At 48.5% G+C, this 19280-nt stretch carries 34 protein-coding genes and 1 pseudogene; all 35 read right to left on the bottom strand.

Annotated elements, in window-relative coordinates:
- Positions 1 to 13 precede the first annotated feature (13 nt).
- Positions 14 to 676 (bottom strand): ABC transporter ATP-binding protein, encoded by a 663-nt coding sequence (locus tag PHW04_14425; protein MDD2717083.1) that lies wholly within the window; start codon positions 674 to 676, stop codon positions 14 to 16.
- A gap of 134 nt (positions 677 to 810) precedes the next feature.
- Complete coding sequence (locus PHW04_14420; protein ID MDD2717082.1) at positions 811 to 2118, bottom strand: efflux RND transporter periplasmic adaptor subunit; 1308 nt, start codon at positions 2116 to 2118, stop codon at positions 811 to 813.
- Between the two features lie 60 nt (positions 2119 to 2178).
- Positions 2179 to 3393 carry an ABC transporter permease gene (locus tag PHW04_14415; GenBank protein ID MDD2717081.1) on the bottom strand — a complete coding sequence of 405 codons (1215 nt, stop codon included), beginning with the start codon at positions 3391 to 3393 and terminating at the stop codon, positions 2179 to 2181.
- Positions 3394 to 3514: 121 nt separating this feature from the next.
- On the bottom strand, positions 3515 to 4342 hold the full coding sequence (locus PHW04_14410; protein MDD2717080.1) for an energy-coupling factor transporter ATPase: 828 nt from the start codon (positions 4340 to 4342) through the stop codon (positions 3515 to 3517).
- Between the two features lie 30 nt (positions 4343 to 4372).
- The gene (gene rplQ, locus PHW04_14405; protein ID MDD2717079.1) at positions 4373 to 4732 is read right to left on the bottom strand and encodes a 50S ribosomal protein L17; all 360 of its coding nucleotides are present in this window, start codon (positions 4730 to 4732) and stop codon (positions 4373 to 4375) included.
- A complete protein-coding gene (locus tag PHW04_14400) occupies positions 4722 to 5732 on the bottom strand; it encodes a DNA-directed RNA polymerase subunit alpha (protein MDD2717078.1) in 1011 nt (336 codons plus the stop codon). Before PHW04_14400 ends, rplQ begins: the two co-directional genes overlap by 11 nt.
- Before the next feature lie 35 nt (positions 5733 to 5767).
- The gene (rpsD, locus tag PHW04_14395; protein ID MDD2717077.1) at positions 5768 to 6397 is read right to left on the bottom strand and encodes a 30S ribosomal protein S4; all 630 of its coding nucleotides are present in this window, start codon (positions 6395 to 6397) and stop codon (positions 5768 to 5770) included.
- A 14-nt stretch (positions 6398 to 6411) separates the two neighbouring features.
- The gene (gene rpsK / locus PHW04_14390; protein ID MDD2717076.1) at positions 6412 to 6804 is read right to left on the bottom strand and encodes a 30S ribosomal protein S11; all 393 of its coding nucleotides are present in this window, start codon (positions 6802 to 6804) and stop codon (positions 6412 to 6414) included.
- A 14-nt stretch (positions 6805 to 6818) separates the two neighbouring features.
- A complete protein-coding gene (gene rpsM, locus PHW04_14385; protein MDD2717075.1) occupies positions 6819 to 7199 on the bottom strand; it encodes a 30S ribosomal protein S13 in 381 nt (126 codons plus the stop codon).
- Positions 7200 to 7208: 9 nt separating this feature from the next.
- Complete coding sequence (gene rpmJ, locus PHW04_14380; protein MDD2717074.1) at positions 7209 to 7322, bottom strand: 50S ribosomal protein L36; 114 nt, start codon at positions 7320 to 7322, stop codon at positions 7209 to 7211.
- Positions 7323 to 7422: 100 nt separating this feature from the next.
- Positions 7423 to 7641, bottom strand: a complete 219-nt coding sequence (gene infA / locus PHW04_14375; protein ID MDD2717073.1) for a translation initiation factor IF-1 — start codon at positions 7639 to 7641, stop codon at positions 7423 to 7425.
- Between the two features lie 176 nt (positions 7642 to 7817).
- Complete coding sequence (locus tag PHW04_14370) at positions 7818 to 8477, bottom strand: adenylate kinase (GenBank protein ID MDD2717072.1); 660 nt, start codon at positions 8475 to 8477, stop codon at positions 7818 to 7820.
- A gap of 11 nt (positions 8478 to 8488) precedes the next feature.
- Positions 8489 to 9814 carry a preprotein translocase subunit SecY gene (gene secY / locus PHW04_14365; protein MDD2717071.1) on the bottom strand — a complete coding sequence of 442 codons (1326 nt, stop codon included), beginning with the start codon at positions 9812 to 9814 and terminating at the stop codon, positions 8489 to 8491.
- A complete protein-coding gene (rplO, locus tag PHW04_14360; GenBank protein MDD2717070.1) occupies positions 9811 to 10257 on the bottom strand; it encodes a 50S ribosomal protein L15 in 447 nt (148 codons plus the stop codon). The genes secY and rplO overlap by 4 nt, the downstream gene beginning before the upstream one ends.
- An 11-nt stretch (positions 10258 to 10268) precedes the next feature.
- On the bottom strand, positions 10269 to 10451 hold the full coding sequence (gene rpmD / locus PHW04_14355; protein ID MDD2717069.1) for a 50S ribosomal protein L30: 183 nt from the start codon (positions 10449 to 10451) through the stop codon (positions 10269 to 10271).
- 11 nt (positions 10452 to 10462) lie between these two features.
- On the bottom strand, positions 10463 to 10969 hold the full coding sequence (gene rpsE / locus PHW04_14350; protein ID MDD2717068.1) for a 30S ribosomal protein S5: 507 nt from the start codon (positions 10967 to 10969) through the stop codon (positions 10463 to 10465).
- A gap of 124 nt (positions 10970 to 11093) precedes the next feature.
- Complete coding sequence (rplR, locus tag PHW04_14345) at positions 11094 to 11456, bottom strand: 50S ribosomal protein L18 (protein MDD2717067.1); 363 nt, start codon at positions 11454 to 11456, stop codon at positions 11094 to 11096.
- A gap of 23 nt (positions 11457 to 11479) precedes the next feature.
- The gene (rplF, locus tag PHW04_14340; protein ID MDD2717066.1) at positions 11480 to 12019 is read right to left on the bottom strand and encodes a 50S ribosomal protein L6; all 540 of its coding nucleotides are present in this window, start codon (positions 12017 to 12019) and stop codon (positions 11480 to 11482) included.
- A 12-nt stretch (positions 12020 to 12031) separates the two neighbouring features.
- Complete coding sequence (rpsH, locus tag PHW04_14335) at positions 12032 to 12427, bottom strand: 30S ribosomal protein S8 (protein MDD2717065.1); 396 nt, start codon at positions 12425 to 12427, stop codon at positions 12032 to 12034.
- A gap of 21 nt (positions 12428 to 12448) precedes the next feature.
- Positions 12449 to 12634, bottom strand: a complete 186-nt coding sequence (locus PHW04_14330; protein ID MDD2717064.1) for a type Z 30S ribosomal protein S14 — start codon at positions 12632 to 12634, stop codon at positions 12449 to 12451.
- Positions 12635 to 12647: 13 nt separating this feature from the next.
- Complete coding sequence (rplE, locus tag PHW04_14325; GenBank protein MDD2717063.1) at positions 12648 to 13190, bottom strand: 50S ribosomal protein L5; 543 nt, start codon at positions 13188 to 13190, stop codon at positions 12648 to 12650.
- Between the two features lie 10 nt (positions 13191 to 13200).
- Positions 13201 to 13533: a 50S ribosomal protein L24 gene (rplX, locus tag PHW04_14320; GenBank protein ID MDD2717062.1), complete on the bottom strand. Its 333-nt coding sequence runs from the start codon at positions 13531 to 13533 to the stop codon at positions 13201 to 13203.
- A gap of 11 nt (positions 13534 to 13544) precedes the next feature.
- The gene (gene rplN, locus PHW04_14315) at positions 13545 to 13913 is read right to left on the bottom strand and encodes a 50S ribosomal protein L14 (GenBank protein MDD2717061.1); all 369 of its coding nucleotides are present in this window, start codon (positions 13911 to 13913) and stop codon (positions 13545 to 13547) included.
- A 10-nt stretch (positions 13914 to 13923) separates the two neighbouring features.
- Positions 13924 to 14187, bottom strand: coding sequence for a 30S ribosomal protein S17 (gene rpsQ, locus PHW04_14310; GenBank protein MDD2717060.1), 264 nt, complete (start codon positions 14185 to 14187; stop codon positions 13924 to 13926).
- Positions 14184 to 14399, bottom strand: a complete 216-nt coding sequence (gene rpmC / locus PHW04_14305; GenBank protein MDD2717059.1) for a 50S ribosomal protein L29 — start codon at positions 14397 to 14399, stop codon at positions 14184 to 14186. Before rpmC ends, rpsQ begins: the two co-directional genes overlap by 4 nt.
- An 18-nt stretch (positions 14400 to 14417) precedes the next feature.
- The gene (gene rplP, locus PHW04_14300) at positions 14418 to 14831 is read right to left on the bottom strand and encodes a 50S ribosomal protein L16 (protein ID MDD2717058.1); all 414 of its coding nucleotides are present in this window, start codon (positions 14829 to 14831) and stop codon (positions 14418 to 14420) included.
- 15 nt (positions 14832 to 14846) lie between these two features.
- Complete coding sequence (rpsC, locus tag PHW04_14295; protein ID MDD2717057.1) at positions 14847 to 15527, bottom strand: 30S ribosomal protein S3; 681 nt, start codon at positions 15525 to 15527, stop codon at positions 14847 to 14849.
- Positions 15528 to 15735: 208 nt separating this feature from the next.
- Positions 15736 to 16074: pseudogene (gene rplV / locus PHW04_14290) on the bottom strand (50S ribosomal protein L22).
- A 10-nt stretch (positions 16075 to 16084) separates the two neighbouring features.
- Complete coding sequence (gene rpsS, locus PHW04_14285) at positions 16085 to 16369, bottom strand: 30S ribosomal protein S19 (GenBank protein ID MDD2717056.1); 285 nt, start codon at positions 16367 to 16369, stop codon at positions 16085 to 16087.
- A gap of 13 nt (positions 16370 to 16382) precedes the next feature.
- Positions 16383 to 17210 (bottom strand): 50S ribosomal protein L2, encoded by an 828-nt coding sequence (rplB, locus tag PHW04_14280; GenBank protein MDD2717055.1) that lies wholly within the window; start codon positions 17208 to 17210, stop codon positions 16383 to 16385.
- A 13-nt stretch (positions 17211 to 17223) separates the two neighbouring features.
- Complete coding sequence (locus PHW04_14275) at positions 17224 to 17511, bottom strand: 50S ribosomal protein L23 (protein ID MDD2717054.1); 288 nt, start codon at positions 17509 to 17511, stop codon at positions 17224 to 17226.
- Positions 17508 to 18131 carry a 50S ribosomal protein L4 gene (rplD, locus tag PHW04_14270; protein ID MDD2717053.1) on the bottom strand — a complete coding sequence of 208 codons (624 nt, stop codon included), beginning with the start codon at positions 18129 to 18131 and terminating at the stop codon, positions 17508 to 17510. Before rplD ends, PHW04_14275 begins: the two co-directional genes overlap by 4 nt.
- A gap of 9 nt (positions 18132 to 18140) precedes the next feature.
- A complete protein-coding gene (rplC, locus tag PHW04_14265; GenBank protein ID MDD2717052.1) occupies positions 18141 to 18815 on the bottom strand; it encodes a 50S ribosomal protein L3 in 675 nt (224 codons plus the stop codon).
- 11 nt (positions 18816 to 18826) lie between these two features.
- Positions 18827 to 19135, bottom strand: a complete 309-nt coding sequence (gene rpsJ, locus PHW04_14260) for a 30S ribosomal protein S10 (protein ID MDD2717051.1) — start codon at positions 19133 to 19135, stop codon at positions 18827 to 18829.
- Between the two features lie 17 nt (positions 19136 to 19152).
- A partial coding sequence (gene tuf, locus PHW04_14255) for an elongation factor Tu (GenBank protein MDD2717050.1) occupies positions 19153 to 19280 on the bottom strand: 128 nt, incomplete at its 5' end.

Below are 19280 nucleotides of genomic sequence, written 5' to 3'. Positions count from 1 at the left end.
ATTTCCTCCAGAGCTATAAGATTCTTCCGTCCTCGATCCTGATCTTCCGTGAGCAATATGCCGCAATGTCAAGTTCGTGGGTGATGACGACAATAGTTGTGCCTTCCTTGTTCAGTTTCTGGAAATAGTTCATTACTTCCACACTCGTGGAAGTATCCAGATTTCCGGTGGGTTCGTCAGCCAGGATCATTTCAGGTTCCGTGACAATGGCCCTGGCGACTGCCACCCTCTGCCGCTGGCCGCCTGAGAGCTGATTAGGTTCATGATGCATGCGGTCTTCCATACCCACTTTTTTGAGGGCTGAAGCGGCTCTTTCTGCAGCCTGGGCGAGGCCGGTGTAAAGTAGCGGCAGTTCCACATTTTCTAAAGCGTTCATCCTGGGAAGCAGGTTGAAATTCTGGAAGACAAAGCCGATTTTCCGGTTTCTGATCTCTGCCAGCTGGTTGTCTGAAAGTTTAGCCACATCCTCGCCGGCCAGTATGTACTTACCCGAATCAGGAACGTCGAGGCAGCCGAGCAGGTTCATCAGTGTGCTCTTTCCGCTTCCGGATTTTCCGACTATCGCCACCATCTCACCACGATTGATAATGAGGTTGATGTTCTTCAGAACCTGAAGATTATTCTCCCCCATCTGGTAGCTTTTATTGATATTTTCAATTCTGATCAGTTCTTCCATTTAAAGTGCCTCATATTCTATTCGTGGTTTGCCAACATTTTCTCCAGCATCACTTCTCGACATACCAACTTACTATCTTATCAACTTCCTAGAGCAAAAAGTGACATGAATACCATACACAATGCTTGTCTGCATCAGTGCATCATCGGTGGGCCGCCTCTGCGCTGATTCTGTCCGTTGTTCGAGAACTGGTTCTTGGCTGAAGTTTCGCTGATAACTTTATCCCCATCCTTGAGCCCTTCGAGAATCTCGATTTTATCGAAAGTCTTCAGGCCGAGTTTGACCGGCAGATGAGGATTGCCCGGGGTTTTCACGTAATACCCGTTCCTGTCCTCGAACACAGCCCCGATCGGTACAACCAGCGCATCCTTTTTCTCGCTGGTGATAATGTCGACACTCGCACTCATTCCTGGCTTGAGCAGGGCAAAATCCTTGTCAGTCACTTGAAGCAGTACTGAAAAAGTAGTGATATTGCTGGTGGTGGAGCCTGAGATGGCCACTCTGATCACCTCTCCTCTGAATCTTTTATTGGGAAAGGCGTCGAAAGTCATCTGGGCACGGTTGCCCACTGATACTCCCGCGATGTCTGCTTCATCAACATAAACCATCACGAACATCTTGGAGCAGTCTGAGATCGTAAACAGTTTGGTGCCTCCGCTGACATTGGAAGTACCTGAAGCCACTATGTTTCCTACTTGAACCAGCTTGTCCGAAACAAATCCGTCGATCGGTGAATATACCTTAGTCTCGTCAAGTCTTCTCTGGGCATTGTCCAGGTCCAGTTGTGCGGATTTTACTTTGACTTCAGCGAGTCTCACTTCTGCGCTAGCTGTCAGGTAATCGTTATCCATTTTGGCGAGCCTCAGATCATCCATCTGGACCTGGGAAAGTGAATTCCTGGCTGTTTCAAGATCTGCCAGGCTGTCTTCAAGCTCCTGAGTGCTGATCAATTTCTGTTCGAACAGAGCCTTTTCGCGGCCGTATTTTTTCTCTGAATTCTCCTTGGCCACCATGGCAGCCTTGATCTTTGGCCCCAATCCTTTCTTCACCGCATCCTGCTCGATCATCAGGTTGCGGAGCGAGGCCTGGGCTTTATCCCTCCCTGCCTGAGCAGTGGTCAGTGAAAGCTTGGACATGTCCACATTGCGCTGCTCGTCTACTGGATCGAGTTCAGCAATCAAATCGTTTTTCTTTACAGGATCACTGATGTCAAAGGGCAGCTTTATGATCTGGCCTGATGATTTGCACTTGATGTCCACGTCAAAGTTGGAATTAACCGTGCCTGTGGCTGAAATCTTCAGCCTGATATCACTGACCTCGGCAGTCACTTGTTCTACTTTTTTATCCTGGGTTTTTTCAGTTGTATTGCCGCTTTTTCGGAAAAACAGCCAGCCCCCGATCAGAATGACCAGTATCGCAATCCAGATTTTCCATTTTTTCATTTGAATCTCCTTATGATCACATGCATATTGCTCTTCGTACGGGCACAGCATGCTGTGCCCTTACTCATACCTCAACGCATCAATCGGATTCATCTTGGCTGCTTTCTGAGCAGGGTAGAATCCGAAAAAAACACCTACAGCCACTGAAAAAGAGACAGAGACAATAATCGATAGAATATCAATGGTACCCTTGAAATATGTGTCCGGAGAGACGCCGTTGTATATCAGGACACTGCCGAAACCAAAAGCAATGCCCATCAGCCCCCCGATTACAGTCAGAACTACTGCTTCCAGCAGGAATTGATTCAAAATGTCCCGATTTTTTGCGCCCAGGGCTTTGCGTACTCCGATCTCCCGGGTCCGCTCTGTAACAGTCACATACATGATGTTCATGATGCCGATGCCGCCCACCAGAAGCGACAGCGCAGCCACACCTGCCAGCAGCAGCTTGAATGTGAAAATCGTGGATTCCATCTCAGCCAGCATTTCCGCCATGTCACGGATCTGGAAATCGTCTGCTGCATCTTTCCTGAGCTTATGAGTCGTCCTTAAAGCTTTGGTGATTCCTTCCTTGACCTTGTCCATGCCTTTTTCTTCGTAAACTGAAATATCGATATTGTTGAAATAATCAGTACCTGCTATTTTCTTGTTCATGGTAGTAAAGGGAATGATGGCAGTTTCGTCAGGATTCTGCCAGCCTGCGCCGCCCTTCCTCTTGGTCACGCCGATCACTGTGAAACTGAGACCTTTGATCTTGATGGTCTTATCGATCGGATACTCGTTCCCGAAAAGTATGTCGGATGTATCAGGTCCGAGTATAACCACTCTCTGCACTCCAGCCAGTTCCTCATCGTTAAAAGCCCGGCCCTGCTCCACAACGAAATTTCGCATCTCAAAATATGTGGGAGCCACACCATTTACTTCAACATTCGTGTTGCTGTTGAAATACTTCAACTGGCAGCCTTTGTTGACTTCCGGAGTAATTGATTTCACGTTATCAATTGAGAGCAGCGCAGCCAGGTCGTCATACTTCAGGGACTGCCTCTGCCCGCCGGCTACACCGTGACCCATCGAGGAACCTGGTCTGATTAACAACAGATTGCTGCCCATGGACTTGATGCGATTTGTGATCTGATCCCTGGCGCCGTTGCCGATGGCAAGCATGGCGATCACTGCACCAACTCCGATGATGATGCCCAGCATGGTGAGAAACGAGCGTAATTTATTGGAAAGAAGGCTGCGCAGTGCAACTTTGATGATGGTGATGAAAAGCATAGTTTAACCCTAATTTATTTAACTAGGTAAATATTATAGTTGGTAAATCAGTTTGTCAATACTAGAATGCCTGAATTTCTGTAAATTTTTGTTGCCGAGAGCAGTTTGAAGACAATTCATATTATCGATTCCGGATCTTTTCCACTGCTTCCAGCAGCTGATCACTGGTGAGGATCTCCTTACAGTCGATCTTCACTCCCCTTCTGCTGAATTCAGAGGCCAGCTCCTTGGCTTCAGGCAGATCCAGTTCACACGATTTCAGAAGATCCGGTTTATTGAAGATTTCGCAGGGTTTGCCGCTCCCAGCGATAGAACCATTTTTCATTAAAACTGCACGGTCCGCATAGACGGCTTCTTCCATGAAATGGGTAATATAAATGATTCCGATCCCTTCCTCATTTAACTTGAGGATCAGATTGAAAATCTCCTCTTTGCCTTGCTGATCAAGCATGGAGGTGGACTCGTCAAAAATGATCATTTCCGGATGCAAGGCCAGAATCGCCGCAATTGCAAGTCGCTGCATCTGCCCCCCTGAGAGATCCGCGGTCTGGGCAAAACGTTTTTCAGTGAGACCTGTCATTACAAGAGCCTTTTCCACTCGCGTCTTGATTTCTTCTCTTGGGAAACCAAGATTTTCCAGTGAAAATGCAACGTCATCCTCGACGATCGCGCAGACAATCTGATTTTCGGGGTTCTGGAACACCATTCCGAGTTTTTTCCTGATCTTGATCACCTGCTCGTGATCAGCAGGAGAGCAGCCGAGAACTTCCACTTCACCCTGATATGGGCTGAGAAGACCATTCATCACCTTGACCAGCGTACTTTTTCCTGAGCCGTTTCCGCCTAGTATCGCCACAAACTCCGTCTTCTCCATAAAAAAATCGACCCCTTTCAATGCCAAGGAGCCTTTTTCTTTATAAGAGAAACTTAAATTCTTAATTTTGATCATGATTTGCCGGAGCGGATAGCTTCTGGCAAATCAGTTTTCAGTGATCAGTTCGATCAGTGCCATGCTTGCAGCATCGCCGATCCTGACTCCGGTCCGGTAGATCCTGGTATATCCGCCGTTGCGCTCTTTATAGCGGGGAGCGATCTCGGTGAACAGCTTCTTCACGGATTCGTGGGTCTTCAGGAAAGCATGAGCCAGTTTTCGCTGATGCAGACTGTCTGTTTTAGCCAGAGTGATCAGGTGCTCCACATATTTCCTTAACACTTTGGCTTTGGGAAGAGTGGTTCTAATCCGGCCGACTTCCAGAAGGGAAGTGGCCATGTTTCTGATCATGGCTTTTTTATGGGGGATCGACTTCCCCAGTTTTTCCCTTTGCATTTTATGTCTCATCGTTATTTTCCTCCTCTGTTACTTCGTCCACAATATCCTTGTCTGTTTCATCCGTTTCATCAAGCTGCTCGTCCTTCAAGCTCAGTCCGTATTCGTGCAGCTTTTCCCTGATCTCATCCAAGGATTTCTTGCCGAAGTTTTTAAGATTCATCAGGTCATTCTTGCTCATCTGGGCCAGTTGGCCGATTAAGGTGATTTCCCCTGCCTTCAGGCAGTTCGAAGACCTGCGGGAAAGACCAAGCTCTGAAACATGAAGTTCCAATACATTCTTGGTATCTTTGGTTTTCGGGTACATTTCTTCCTCAGCTACCTTCCTTGTATCGAATTCTTCAAAATCCTTCATGATCCCGAGTACTTTGTTCAAATAAACCGCACCGATTTTCAAGGCCTTGGTCGGGCTGACCGAGCCGTTGGTCTTCACATCGATGATCAGACGTTCCTGAGCTGAGTCATTTTCGTATACCTCAGTGCGATAATTAACCTTGCTGATCGGGGAGAAGTTGGAATTCACGAAAATCGTATTGATCGGCATACTCTCGTCCTTGTTTTCCTCTTCAGGAACGAATCCTCTGCCGATGCCGACATAAATCTCCGCGTGGATCGAGCCGTTGCGGTTGATGCGGCAGATGTAATGCTCAGGATTGAGCACTTCCACGCCGAGTGGAAGGATCAGGTCCTTGGCGAAAATCTCGCAGGGTCCCTGGGATTCCATCTTGACCACCGTCACGTCCTGTCCCGTAACTTTGAAGATCACTTCACGCATGTTCAGGACCAGATCAGGGACATCCTCGTATAGTCCGGGTAGCGTAGAAAATTCATGCACAACACCATCGATCAGGATTGCGGTCACTGCTGCGCCGGGAACTGCGGAAAGGATCAGCCTTCTGAGGGCATTTCCCACCACTGAGGAGATTCCCTTGGGGAGGGGTTCGAGCACATAACGCCCGAATTCTTTTTCATTTTCTCCCTCAACTATATACTGAGCAAGATCCCAGTTCATAAAACTCCCTTTCTCGTCAGATTCAATTCCAGGTATTACTTGGAATAGAATTCCACGATCGTGTTCTCGTTGATCGTACCCTGGATGTCGGCTCTTTCTGGTTCCCTGAGAACCTTGGATTTGTAATTTTCGAAGTCCACCTGCAGCCAGCCGGGAATTTCTCTGGATTTGCCGGCCTCGAGCAGGACCTTAAAGTTTTCATTCTGCCTGAATGTGGTCTTGATCTCCAACACATCACCGGTTTTAATCTGGTAGGAAGGGATGTTTACCCTTTTCCCGTTGATCAGCACATGTCCATGCCGAACAAACTGCCTGGACTGAGTCCTGGAAATTGCAAATCCGCTGCGGAACAATGCATTGTCCAGCCTTTTTTCCAGGAGTCTCAGTAAATTGTGGCCTGTAACACCAGCCATCTTGTTGGCGATATAGTAATAGCGATGGAACTGTGCCTCCATCATACCATACATTTTCTTGCACTTCTGTTTTTCATTGAGCTGCATTCCGTAATCCGAGAGCTTGCTTCTCCTCTTGCCGGACTGCATCCCGGGAGCAAACTTCCTTCTCTCAAAGGCGCACTTTTCGCTATAGCATCTGACGCCCTTCATAAAGAGCTTCTCTCCGGTTCTCCTGCACTGCCTGCAGGATGGTAGCAGGTTTCTGGCCATGAAATATATCCTCCTTAAACCCTTCTTCTTTTCGGCGGGCGGCAGCCATTGTGCGGGATTGGCGTCACGTCCCTGATCAATCTGATATCCAGTCCGGTAGTCTGAAGCGCTCTGATGGCGGTTTCTCTGCCGGCTCCAGGACCCGTGAGCCGCACTTCGACTTCCCGCAGACCCAGGTCCAGGGCTTTTTTGGCGGCAGATTCCGCTGCAAGTTGAGCTGCATAGGCAGTTCCCTTGCGGGCACCTTTGAATCCGGCATTGCCTCCGGAAGACCAGGCAATCAGATTTCCCTTCTGATCTGTAATTGAGACTATAGTATTATTAAAAGTCGTCTCGATATGAGCCACACCATTGGTGATCAGCTTCCTGTCCCTCTTTTTTTCGCTCTTGGCAGCTTTTTTAGCCATTTATCATCCTCCCCTTACTTCGCTATTTCGCCACGCTTGGCGCCGACTGTACGTCTGATGCCGCGTCTCGTTCTGGCGTTGGTTCTTGTTCTCTGGCCGCGGACAGGTAATCCTCTTCTGTGACGGATTCCTCTGTAACAGCCGATGTCGACCAGTCTTTTGATGGACATCTGGATGTCTCTTCTCAGATCACCTTCGACCTTGACATTGTTGTCGATATATTCCTTGATTTTGGTTACTTCTTCGTCAGTAAGAGTGTGAACCCTCTTATTGATATCTATGGCAGTGGCTTTCAGGATTTTCTGCGAAGTGGGTCTGCCGATTCCATAAATATAAGTCAAGGCAACTTCTACTCTTTTGTTTTTGGGTAAATCAACTCCTGCAATACGTGCCATGTTTCCTCCTTACCCCTGCCTCTGCTTATGCTTAGGATTTTCGCAGATAACTCTAACGACCCCGGCTCTCTTGATAATCTTGCATTTGTCGCAGATCTTCTTCACTGAAGCTCTCACTTTCATTTCATTCCTCCTCGGTTTATTTTAATTTTTATCTTGGTCAAACCAATTAAAGTCAAACTATTTTAAGTCAACATCCGCTGTTTTGTAAAGCTTTTTCTTTTTATTTGAACCGGTAGACAATTCTCCCTTTGGTGAGGTCATAGGGCGAAAGTTCTACTGTCACTTTATCTCCGGGAAGTATCCGGATAAAATGCATGCGCATTTTCCCTGAAATGTGCGCCAGCACCCGGTGTCCATTTTCCAGCTCCACCTTGAAATTAGCATTCGGAAGTATTTCCACTACTTTTCCCGTTACTTCAATTGGCTCTTCTTTGGCCATAAATGCGCGTCCTCCTTTAGTAGCAGTTAAAAAGCACGAGCTCCGCGAGGGTTTTTGCTACTGCTACTTAACCCCCGAGCGAAGCGAGCGGGGTTTAGTTCTTTACACCACCCCGAGCGAAGCGAGCGGGGTTTAGTTCATGCGTCACCCCAAAGCAATTGCTCAGGGCATTCCTTCTATTTTTCCGCTTTCCCGGTGCCAAGCACCTGGAAAATCTTTTCTCTCACGCTGTCAATCTCCTGGCTCCCGTCGATCTCGTGGAGCACCCCGGATTTCCTGTAAAATTCCAGCACGGCACTGGTCTGGCTGTGGTAAACTTTGAGCCTGTTTTTGACAGTCTCTTCCCGGTCGTCGTCCCTGGTATAAAGTTCACCTCCGCAGCTGTCACATTTTCCAGCCGAACTCGGGGGTTGGAACTTTACATGGTAGCTTTTGCCGCAGGTTCGGCAGAGCCGTCTGCCGGATAGTCTGCTGACCAGTTCTTCATCGTCCACCTTGAGCGAAATCACTGCATCCAGTGCTTTTTTCCTTTTCTTCAATAAAGAGGCCAGGAACCCTGCCTGATTCAGATTACGTGGATATCCGTCCAGGATATATCCTCCTGCGCAATCCGCTTCGGCGATCCGATTCTCGATCATCTGATTCAGGATCTCGTCAGGAACGAGTTCGCCCCTGTCCATGACCTGCTTGGCGCGCCTGCCGGTTTCAGTTCCCTTCTTGACATTCTCACGCAGAATGTCTCCTGTGGAAATCTGGGGAACCTTCAAACGGTCGATGAGATACTGTGCCTGCGTGCCTTTTCCGGCCCCAGGGGGCCCGAACAGAATCAGATTCATGCTGGATCCTCCTATTTACCGCCGCGTTTTTTCAGGAAACCTTCATAATGCCTTACTAAAAGGTGCGCTTCGGCCTGCTTTACTGTGTCCAGCAGGACGCCCACCAGGATCAGGAGCGAAGTTCCGCCAAGATAAAAGGGAACATCAGCCATCACCATCAACATCCTGGGGACGAAATCAATCGAAGCCAGAAAAATGGAACCGGCAAACGTAATTCTGGCCATGGTCCGATCGATGTATTCTGCAGTGGGTCTTCCTGCTCTGATGCCTGGAATGAACCCGCCGTATTTCTTCATGTTGTCCGACATGTCTTTCGGATTGAATACGATGGCAGTATAAAAATATGAAAATCCGATAATCATGGCGAAATAAACTACATTATATGTGATTCCTCTTGGTGAGAGTTCCATCGCGATCATTGAAAGCCAGCGGGTCATACCCGGATAACTCAATGCCATCTGCTGGATGAACGAAACCACCATTCCCGGAAAAACCATCACAGATGCCGCGAAAATGATCGGAATTACACCGGCTTGATTGACTCTAAGCGGAATATGCGTGCTCTGTCCACCATAGATCCTTCGCCCGACAACTCTTTTCGCATACTGGACCGGAATTTTCCTGGAACCCTCATACATCAGCACCACGAATGCAACGATTGTGAAAATGAAAAGCAGTATCAGGAGCATCGTGGGAATGAAAGTGGATTCTCCGTAAAACTTGCGGAAAGTCTGCACTGCGCCATCCGGAAGTCTGGAAACGATGCTGATAGTAATCAAAAGAGACACTCCATTCCCAAGACCACGCTCAGTGATCTGCTCGCCCAGCCACATGATGAAACTGGTACCGGCGGTAAGTGTGATCACGGTAATTACAGAGAAGAAGAAGAAATTACCCGCCATATCAGGTGTCAATATTCCGTAATTCTTCATCATGAAACTGTAGCCGAAGGCTTGGACAGCGCCGATGATCACTGTACCCCAGCGGGTATATTGTGAGATCTTCTTTCTGCCCTCGTCTCCTTCCTTGGCAATTTTTTCAAGGAAGGGTACCACATAGATCAGGAGCTGCATGATGATTGAAGAGTTGATGTACGGCGTGATTCCAAGGGCAAATACGCTGAAATTCTTCAGAGCTCCGCCTGAAAACAGATCCATGAAGCCAAGTACGCCGCTCATGGCACCTTTCCTGGAAAAAAGTTCCAGCAGCTTGGCAGTATCAACTCCCAGGCTTGGAATATGAGCGCCTAACCTGTAAACGGCTATCATCCCCAGTGTGAAGAGAATTCTCTTTTTCAGCTCCGGGATTTTGCCGATGTTAGAGACATTTCCGATCATTTCAACACCTCAATGTTTCCCTGTGCTTTTTCAATTTTTTCGATGGCTGATTTGGTGAATTTGTTGGCTAGAACCTTCAGGGGTTTTGTCAGTTCCCCATTGCCCAGAATTTTGATCCCATTGGGTTCCACTTTTTTCACCAGACCTTGCTCAACCAGAAATTCAGGGGTGATGATGGTATGTGGTTCGAATTTTTCCAGATCGCAGACATTCACCAGGCTGTAATGTTTCTTATTGATGTTTTTGAAGCCCCTCTTGGGAAGTCGCCTGTACAGAGGCATCTGCCCCCCCTCAAAGCCTATCCTTACGGGACCGCTTTTCCTGGAATTCTGTCCATTGTTCCCTCTGCATGATGTACCGCCATGCCCTGAGGATGGCCCTCTTCCAACTCTCTTACCGAGCTTCTTTGCACCTTCATTGGGAGCGAGTTCATGTAATTTCATCTAAACCTCCCTTAATCAACAGATTCGACTTCAAGCATGTATGAAGTCTTGTCGATCATGCCACGGATCACCGGATTATCTTCGCATATCTTGCTTCCACCGACCTTACGGAGTCCCAGTGATTCGATCACGCGGCGAACTTTTTCCGGTTTGCGGCAGCAGCTTTTCTTTAATGTAATCTTCAGCTTGGCCATTATTCCTCCAATTATGTCGTTCCGAGTATTTCTTTGGATGTCTTTCCGCGGCCCTTGGCTATTGTATCAGCACAGCGCAATGCTTTCAATCCTTCAAAAGTAGCCTTGACCACATTGATCTTGGTTCTGGAACCGATGCATTTGGACAATACATCAGTAATCCCGCCAAGTTCGGCGATGGCGCGCACAGCTCCGCCGGCGATGACTCCTGTTCCAGGGACTGCCGGCTTCAGGAGCACTTTACCGGAGCCGTATCTTCCTAGAATTTCGTGCGGGATCGTACCCTTGATCATCGGAAATACAATCATTTCGCGCTTGGCTCTTTCCACGGCTTTTCTCATCGCTTCAGGTACTTCCTTGGCATTTCCAAGTCCATATCCTACTTTGCCGTGCGAATCGCCGACAACGGCCAGTACACTGAAAGAGAATCGCTTACCGCCCTTGACAACCTTGCAAACGCGATTTACATAGATCACGCGTTCTTTAAGTTCGTTTTCATTTCCTCTGGTATCCTGGATATTCAAGTATCCTCCTAAACTGTTCTCAATCTCGGTCCCTATATAACTGGGACACTAATCCCCTTTGCTGTGCTCCGGGGATAAGAAGCTGTAAAATATTCGCTGCGCTCATATTTAACAGCTTCTAAAATTTCAGTCCATTCTCACGGGCTTTTTCAGCAATGGCTTTTACGCAGCCATGATATCTGAATCCGCCTCTGTCAAAGACAACTGTCTCGATGTTCTTTTCCTTGGCACGTTTGGCTATCAGAGCGCCCACAATTTCGGCAGCTTTGATATTTCCGCCATGTTTCAGATTATCCTTGACTTCTTTTTCCAGAGTCGATACGGCTACAAGCGTCGCTCCCTTAGTATCATCAATAATCTGAACTGAGATGTGCTTGGTGGATTTGAACACCGACAGCCTGGGTTTTTCAGCCGTTCCTGAAACTTTCAATCTGATCCTGTTGTGACGGTCGGTCCTCTTGGCAACTTTATCCTTCTTCATTGCAGTACCTCTTTCCTGATTGATTAGGCAGCCTTTTTACCGGCCTTCTTCCTGACTCTCTCGTTTTCATATCTGATACCTGAACCCTTGTATGGTTCAGTGGGCTTCTTAGCCCTCACATCTGCAGCGAACTGTCCCAGCACTTCTTTATCAATGCCGGTGAGAGTGACCATGCCTTTCTCGGCTTTGGCGTTTACTCCTTTGGGCATCTTCATTTCCACAGGATGGGAAAATCCCAGGCTCAGGACCAGGTCTGTACCCTTGACATCGGCCTTAAATCCTATGCCGTTGATTATCAATTTTTTTTCAAAACCGCTTGTAACCCCTATGATCAGGTTTTCAATCATCCGCTGGGTCATTCCATGAAGGGATTTGTTTACTTTCAAATCATCAGGCCTTTTCACGTGAATCGTCTCTTTGTCGATGGTCACTTCCATCAACGGATGGTAGGTCATTTCGTTTTCACCCTTGGGACCCTTAGCCTTCATGGACTGTTTCTTAGGGTCATGGGTTACTGTCACACCCTTGGGAATATTGATTGGTTTCTTTCCTACTCTAGACATTGTTCCTCCTCCTTACCACACATAACAGATGACTTCCCCGCCAACCCCTTCCTGGAGGGATTGCCTGGAAGTCATGATGCCCTTTGAAGTGGATATAATCGCCACGCCGAGTCCGCCGAGCACCCTGGGTATCTCATCTTTACCCGCGTAAACTCTTCTGCCGCTGTGGCTGATGCGTCTGATTCCTTTGATCGCAAGCTCCTTTTCTTTCGTGTATTTCAGGTAAATCCGGATCACACCCTTGGAGCTCTGCTTGATGTACTTGTAATCCTTTATGTACCCTTCTTCCTTGAGAAGTCGGGCAATCTCCAGCTTCACCTTGGAGGCGGGTACATCGGCCGCGTCCTTGTTGGTGGAGCCGGCGTTGCGGATTCGAGTCAGCATATCGGCAATAGGATCTGTCATCATTTTGTCATTCCTCCCTTGTTTTTACCAGCTGGATTTGATGATTCCGGGAATTTCGCCTTTTGAGGCGAGGCCCCTGAAGCAGAGCCGGCACATCTGGAAATCACCGATGAAACCTCTGGGACGCCCGCAAATCAGGCAGCGGTTTCTCCACCTGGTAGAAAACTTAGGTGTCCTTTTCTGCTTTTCGAAAAACGTTTTCCTGGCCATTCCTCATTCCTCCCTATTTTTTTGTAAAAGGCATTCCCATGCGTTCCAGCAGTTCCAGAGACTCGTCATCAGTCCCGGCGGTTGTCACGATGGATACATCCATTCCCCTGATCTGGTCGATTTTATCGTAGTCGATTTCAGGGAACACGATCTGTTCCTTGACGCCGAAAGTGTAACTGCCGCGGCCGTCAAAAGACTTCCGTGACACGCCACGGAAGTCTCTCACGCGTGGAAGCACGATGTTGAAGAGTTTATCCAGGAAGTAGTACATCCTGTCGCCTCGCAGAGTGACCTTTACACCGACTGTCATACCTGCGCGCAACTTGAAGTTCGAGATGGACTTCTTGGCTTTCCGGAGCTGCGGTTTCTGACCGGCGATGGCCTTCAGGTCATTCATAGCGCCGTCGACGATCTTAGGATTAGTCTTGGCTTCGCCGATTCCCATGTTCAGAACGACCTTCTGGATCTTGGGAACCTGCATCACATTCTTGTAGCTCCTGCTTTTCATCATTTCACTGACTACTTTTTCCCTGTAAAGTTTCATTAATCTGGTCATATCTTACCTCTTAGACGTTATCCACGATTTCTTCGCACTTTTTGCAAATGCGGACTTTCACTTCGTTCACCAACTTGTGCCCGATCTTGGTTGGCAGGTTGCACTTTGGACAAACCAGCATTACTTTCGCTAAAAAAATCGGTCCTTCTTTCTCGATGATTCCTCCGTGACGGTGCTGTTTATTAGCTTTCTGATGGCGCTTCACCATGTTCACGCCCGTCACTATTACTTTGTTTTCATTCTGCAAGACTGACAGAACTTTTCCAATCTTTCCCTTGTCCTTGCCGGTCTGCACCATCACCATGTCGTCTTTCCTGATTCTAACTTTGGTTTTGTTTTCCATCTCTTCCTCCTTCAGACCACTTCAGGAGCCAGGGAAATAATTTTCATGAAATCCCTCTCCCGCAGTTCTCTGGCGATGGGGCCAAAAATGCGGGTTCCTTTAGGATTGTTGGCTTCATCTATGATCACGGCTGCGTTGTCGTCAAAACGGATATAGGAACCGTCGGTTCTCCTGAGCTTTCCTCTGGTCCGAACCACAACGGCTTTCACCACCTGGCTCTTCTTCACATTCCCGTCCGGAACAGCTTCTTTGACCGTGGCGCAGATGACATCTCCGATCCGGGCTATTTTCTTGCCGCTGCCGCCGTAAACGTGAATGCACTGGAGCTTTTTAGCTCCGCTGTTATCAGCCACTTTCAACATTGTTCTATGCTGTACCATTGTCCCTCCTCTACCGGGCCGCTTCCAGGATCTTAACAAGACGCCAGCGCTTTTCCCTGCTCAGAGGCCTGGTTTCCATAATCAGGACTTTGTCGCCGGGGTTGGTTTCGTTCTTCTCATCATGAACCTTGTACTTCTTGGTAGTGCGCAAGGTTTTCTTGTAAAGAGTGTGCTGATAGGATCGCTCCACAACCACTACGCAAGTCTTTTCCATCTTGCGTGATAAGACCTTCCCCACCCTGGTCTTTCTAATATTGCGTGTCGTCTCGCTCATGCCTTAGCCTCCTTCGCCGACTTGGTATTCTCCTTCTGGGTCATCAGGGTGAGGACTCTGGCAATGTCTTTTCTCACTGCTCTGATCCGCATGTTGTTTTCGAGTTGTCCCATTACCCTTTGAAACTTGAGGTTGAACAGCTCTTCCTTGAAATCGCTGTATTTCTGCTTAAGTTCATCGAAAGTAAGTTCCTTTAAAACATTTCCCTTCATTTTTTCATTCCCCCTGTCTTAATGCTCTTCTTTGGCCACGAATTTGGTCTTAATGGGCAGCTTGTGAGAAGCCAGCCGGAAAGCTTCTTTGGCTTCTCGCTCATCGCATCCGTCCACTTCGAAGAGGATTTTTCCGGGTTTGACCACTGCCACCCAGAATTCCGGAGAACCCTTGCCGTTCCCCATACGCGTTTCAGCTGGTTTCTTAGTTACCGATTTATGGGGGAAAATCCTGATCCACATCTTGCCGTGTTTTTTCATGGCGCGGTTGATCGCCACACGGGCTGCCTCAATCTGGCGGCTGGTGATCCAGGAGGGTTCCAGAGCGGAGATTCCGAATGCTCCGTAAACGACCTCGTTCCCCCGGTTGGCTACACCTTTCATGGTACCCCGCTGAACTCTTCTATATTTTACTCTTTTTGGCATCAACATAATTTCCTCCTCTGCTTATTCAGCGGCTATCATTTCTTCGCCGAGATTGCTGTCAGCTTGATCCGAACTCTCGATGTCACCGCGGTATACCCACACTTTCACACCGATCACTCCATATTTTGTGACGGCCTTGGCAAGGGCGAAATCCACATCAGCCTTCAGAGTGTGAAGCGGTACCCGACCATGCAGGTACCATTCCCTGCGGGCAATTTCTGCTCCGCCAAGACGACCGCTGACCATTATCTTCATGCCTGGAATTCCAATCTCGCTGGCCCGTTCCAGCATTTTCTTCATGGCTCTTCTAAAGGAAACCCTCCGCTCCAGCTGAGCGGCAATGGATTCTGCCACCAGTGTAGCTTCTTTGAGTGGTTCCTTGACTTCGCGGATATTTATAAAAACCTCACGGTTAATAAGTTCCTGCAGTTTCTTTTTCATCTCAGTGACTTCCTTGCCGCTCTTGCCGATCACAATTCCGACTTTGGAGCTTGAGATGGTCACTTTGATTCTTTGTTCCGACGGCCTTTCGATCTGAATTTTGCTGATATCGCCATTCGGTACTTTACCCATGATGTACTTGCGGATCTTCAGATCCTCATGCAGCCAGCCGGCGAACTGCTTCCTGGTTCCGAACCATCTGGAATTCCAGTCCCGGTTTATGCCCAATCGCATTCCGATAGGATTAACTTTCTGTCCCACTGGTTGCCTCCTTTCTGGGAGAATTTGTGGATTTCTTGGCCGCAGCCTTAGGTGTTTTCTTGATTGCCGGTTTTTGGGCCGCCGGTTTCTTAGTGGCTGGTTTCTTGACAGTGGTCTTTTTCACGGCTTTTGCTGCTGACTTCTCGCCTTTTTCTGTCTTTTTCCCTGATTCATTCGGAGCCTCAGCCTTCGTCACTTTTTCATCAAGTTCCCGCAGGACTACAGTTGTATGCGAAGTGCGCTTCAGAATTGGATTGGCGCGTCCCATGGACCGTGAAAGAACTCTCTTCCATGTCGCCCCCTGTCCTACCTGGATATTGTCGACATACAGCCTGTCGACATCCATGCCGTGGTTATTTTCGGCGTTTGCTACTGCACTTTTCAGCAGTTTCTTCAAGATTCTGGCTGCCTTCCTAGGCGTATATTTCAGAATTTTAAAGGCTGATTCCACGTCCTTGCCACGGATCAAATCTGCAGTGAGGCGCATCTTTCTGGGAGTGATCCTCACCGACTTTACACACGCTCTGGATTCTTTTCTCTCCTCCATCATGTCCTCCTCACTTCAGTGCGATGGTTCGTTCTGTCTTGTTCCCATGGCCTTTGAAAAATCTGGTGGGAGCGAACTCTCCAAGCCTGTGCCCGACCATGTTTTCCGTTATGTAGATGGGAATATGCTTCTTTCCGTTGTAAACTGCGATCGTGTGTCCAACCATCTCCGGCGAGATCTGAGATGCCCTGGACCAGGTCTTGATCGGCTTTTTGTCTCCCTTGGCGTTCATCTCGTTGACTTTCTTCACGAGGGCCGGGAGTATGTAAGGTCCTTTTTTCAGCGATCTGCTCATGCGGGGTCCTCCTTTACCGTTTCCGCTGGGAAATGATGTATTTATCGGACTGGGTGTTTTTCCGTGTCTTGTAACCCTTGGCGGGCTGTCCCCAGGGAGAAGTCGGATGACGGTGGGAGTTTGAACGTCCTTCACCGCCGCCATGGGGGTGGTCGCATGGGTTCATGGTGCATCCGCGGACCGTGGGTCTGATACCAAGCCATCTGGTGCGTCCGGCTTTACCGATAGTCTGGTTGGAATGGTCAATATTTCCGACCTGCCCGATTGTCACCATGCATTCCTTGCGGATTGCCCTGATTTCACCGGACTGCAGCTTGACATGGAAATAGTTGCCCTCAGTGCCGACGATCTGGGCGCTGGAACCGGCTGAACGGGCAATCTGGCCGCCCTTGCCGGGTTTAAGTTCAACATTGTGGACAATCGTCCCGATCGGTACTTTGGAAACTGGACAGGCATTCCCTATCGACACTTCAACTTCATCCTTGGATGAAAGAACTTTGTCACCTGTCCTCAGATCTTTGGGGGCGATGATGTAACGTTTCTCGCCGTCATGGTACTGCAAAAGCGCGATGTTGGCGGAGCGATTCGGATCATACTCAATTCCAAGTACAACTGCAGGAACTCCATATTTATCCCTCAGAAAATCAATTTCCCGGTAGCGCTTTTTATGGCCTGCACCCTGGTGCCTGACTGTGACACGTCCCAGGTTGTTCCTGCCGGCCGGTTCTTTCCTGCCGTGTGTCAGTTTTTTTTCCGGACTGAGCTTGTCTATTTCCTCAAAGGTGGAAATCGTCATGAATCGGCGGCCCGGAGTGATTGGTTTAAATCCTTTAATTCCCATATTTCCTCCTCAGTTATACGCCTTCAAACATGGGGATGTTTTCCCCGGTTTTGATGGTCACGATAGCTTTTTTAAAATCCGGCCGTTTTCCTTCAAATCTGCCCAGCCGTTTGGGTTTGCCTTCATAATTCTGTGTCCGGACCGAGACCACATGTACCTTGAAGAGCTGTTCCACCGCTTTGCGGATCTGGATTTTGTTGGCGCTGGGATGGACGATAAAGCTGTAATGCTGTTCTTCCATTCCCTGGACGCTCTTCTCGCTCATGATCGGTTCCAGCAGGATATCTCGGGATTCCATCATACGAATTCCTCCTCGATTTTCTTCAGCGCTTCTCTGGTGACAATGAATTTCTCGTGTTTGAGCATTTCATAGACATTCAGATTTTCGACCTGACGCACTGCTATGCCGGGCAGGTTTCTGAACGACAGTTGTGTGTTTTTATTGTTATTGTCCAGGATTACGAGTGCGGTCCTGTGTTCAGCCACATTCACCAGAAGCTTGACTGCACTTTTGGTTTTCGGGGCTTCGAAATCCAATTGGTCGATTACCACTAAGTTCTGGTCCTGGACCTTGGAGGCAAGTGCAGAAGCCAATGCCAGCTTCTTAACCTTCTTGTTCATCTGCATGAAAAAATCTCGCGGCCGCGGTCCGAAGGTGATACCGCCTTTTCTCCAAAGCGGTGATCGGATGCTTCCGACCCTCGCACGGCCCGTGCCTTTCTGCCGCCATGGTTTGCATCCACCGCCCGAAACTTCACCCTTGGTTTTAGTGCAGGAATTTCCCTGTCTCTGGTTGTGAAGATAAGAAACAACAGCCTGATGCAGGGCTATTCTGTGCGGTTTCATCCCGTAGATTTCATTCGTCAATTCCAGGCTGTCGACCTGTTTTCCTTCTTTATCGTAAACGTTTACTTTAAGCATTTTTCCTCCTCAGACCTTCACGCTCGGGTCTTTGACATAGAGCACGGTGCCATTGTAGCCGGGTACAGCACCTTTCAGGATCAGAAGATGATTCTCTTTATCCACCTTCATAACCTTAACATTTTTCACAGTGACCCTTACGTTGCCGTATTGCCCAGGGAGATGGTGTCCCTTGTAAACACGGCCGGGGCAGGTGTTGCTTCCCATGGATCCGCATTCCCTGTGGGTTTTGACGCCGTGAGAAGCGCGGTTTCCATGATGTCCGAATCTGCGCATGCCGCCAGCATAACCGCGTCCTTTTGTCACACCGATGACATCCACAATGTCGTTCGGATTGAAAATGCTGACATCAAGCACCTGCGCAGCTTCCAGCTTCAAATCACCTTCATAGCGGAATTCCTTGAGGTATCGCATCGGCTTGACTCCGACTTTCTTAAAATGCCCTGCTACAGGCATTGTAGGTACGACCTGCCGCTTCACTTTGCTGCCGGCTTTCTTGACTTCCTTCGTCTTCAGTTTGAGCTCTTCAAAACCGAGCTGCACAGCTGTATATCCTTCCTTGTCCATACCTTTCTGCTGAATCACTGTGCATGGACCGGCATTCACAACGGTCACAGAGACCACATCGCCGTTTTCCTGAAAGATCTGCGTCATTCCTATTTTTTTCCCGATCAACCCTTTCATATGCCCTCCAATTACAGCTTGATCTCGACGTAAACGCCTGAAGGCAGGTCAATCCTGGTCAGGGAGTCAACCGCGCTCTGGTCGCCGACGATGTCAATTAATCTTTTGTGAATTCTCATCTCGAACTGTTCTCTGGAGTCCTTGTCGGAATGAGGCGACCTAAGGACGCAATACTTCCTGATTTCAGTCGGAAGCGGAACCGGGCCGACAATCTTAGCATTGTTGCTCTTGACTGCTTCCACAAGCTTCTGCACGGAATTGTCCAGGATCTTGTGATCGTAGGCCTTCAGGTAGATTCTGATTTTCTGCTGTCTTGCCATTAATCTTCCCCCTTATATTATTCAACTATTGAAACCACGACACCGGCGCCCACGGTCCTGCCGCCTTCGCGAATCGCGAAGCGCAGTTCCTTTTCCATGGCGATCGGGGTGATCAATTTTACTTCGATGCTGATGTTGTCGCCCG

The sequence above is a fragment of the Candidatus Wallbacteria bacterium genome (genome assembly GCA_028687545.1).
GTDB lineage: Bacteria > Muiribacteriota > JAQTZZ01 > JAQTZZ01 > JAQTZZ01 > JAQTZZ01.
The sequence above is the reverse complement of the archived record's forward strand: the minus strand, read 5'-3'. Positions and strand labels throughout refer to the sequence as shown.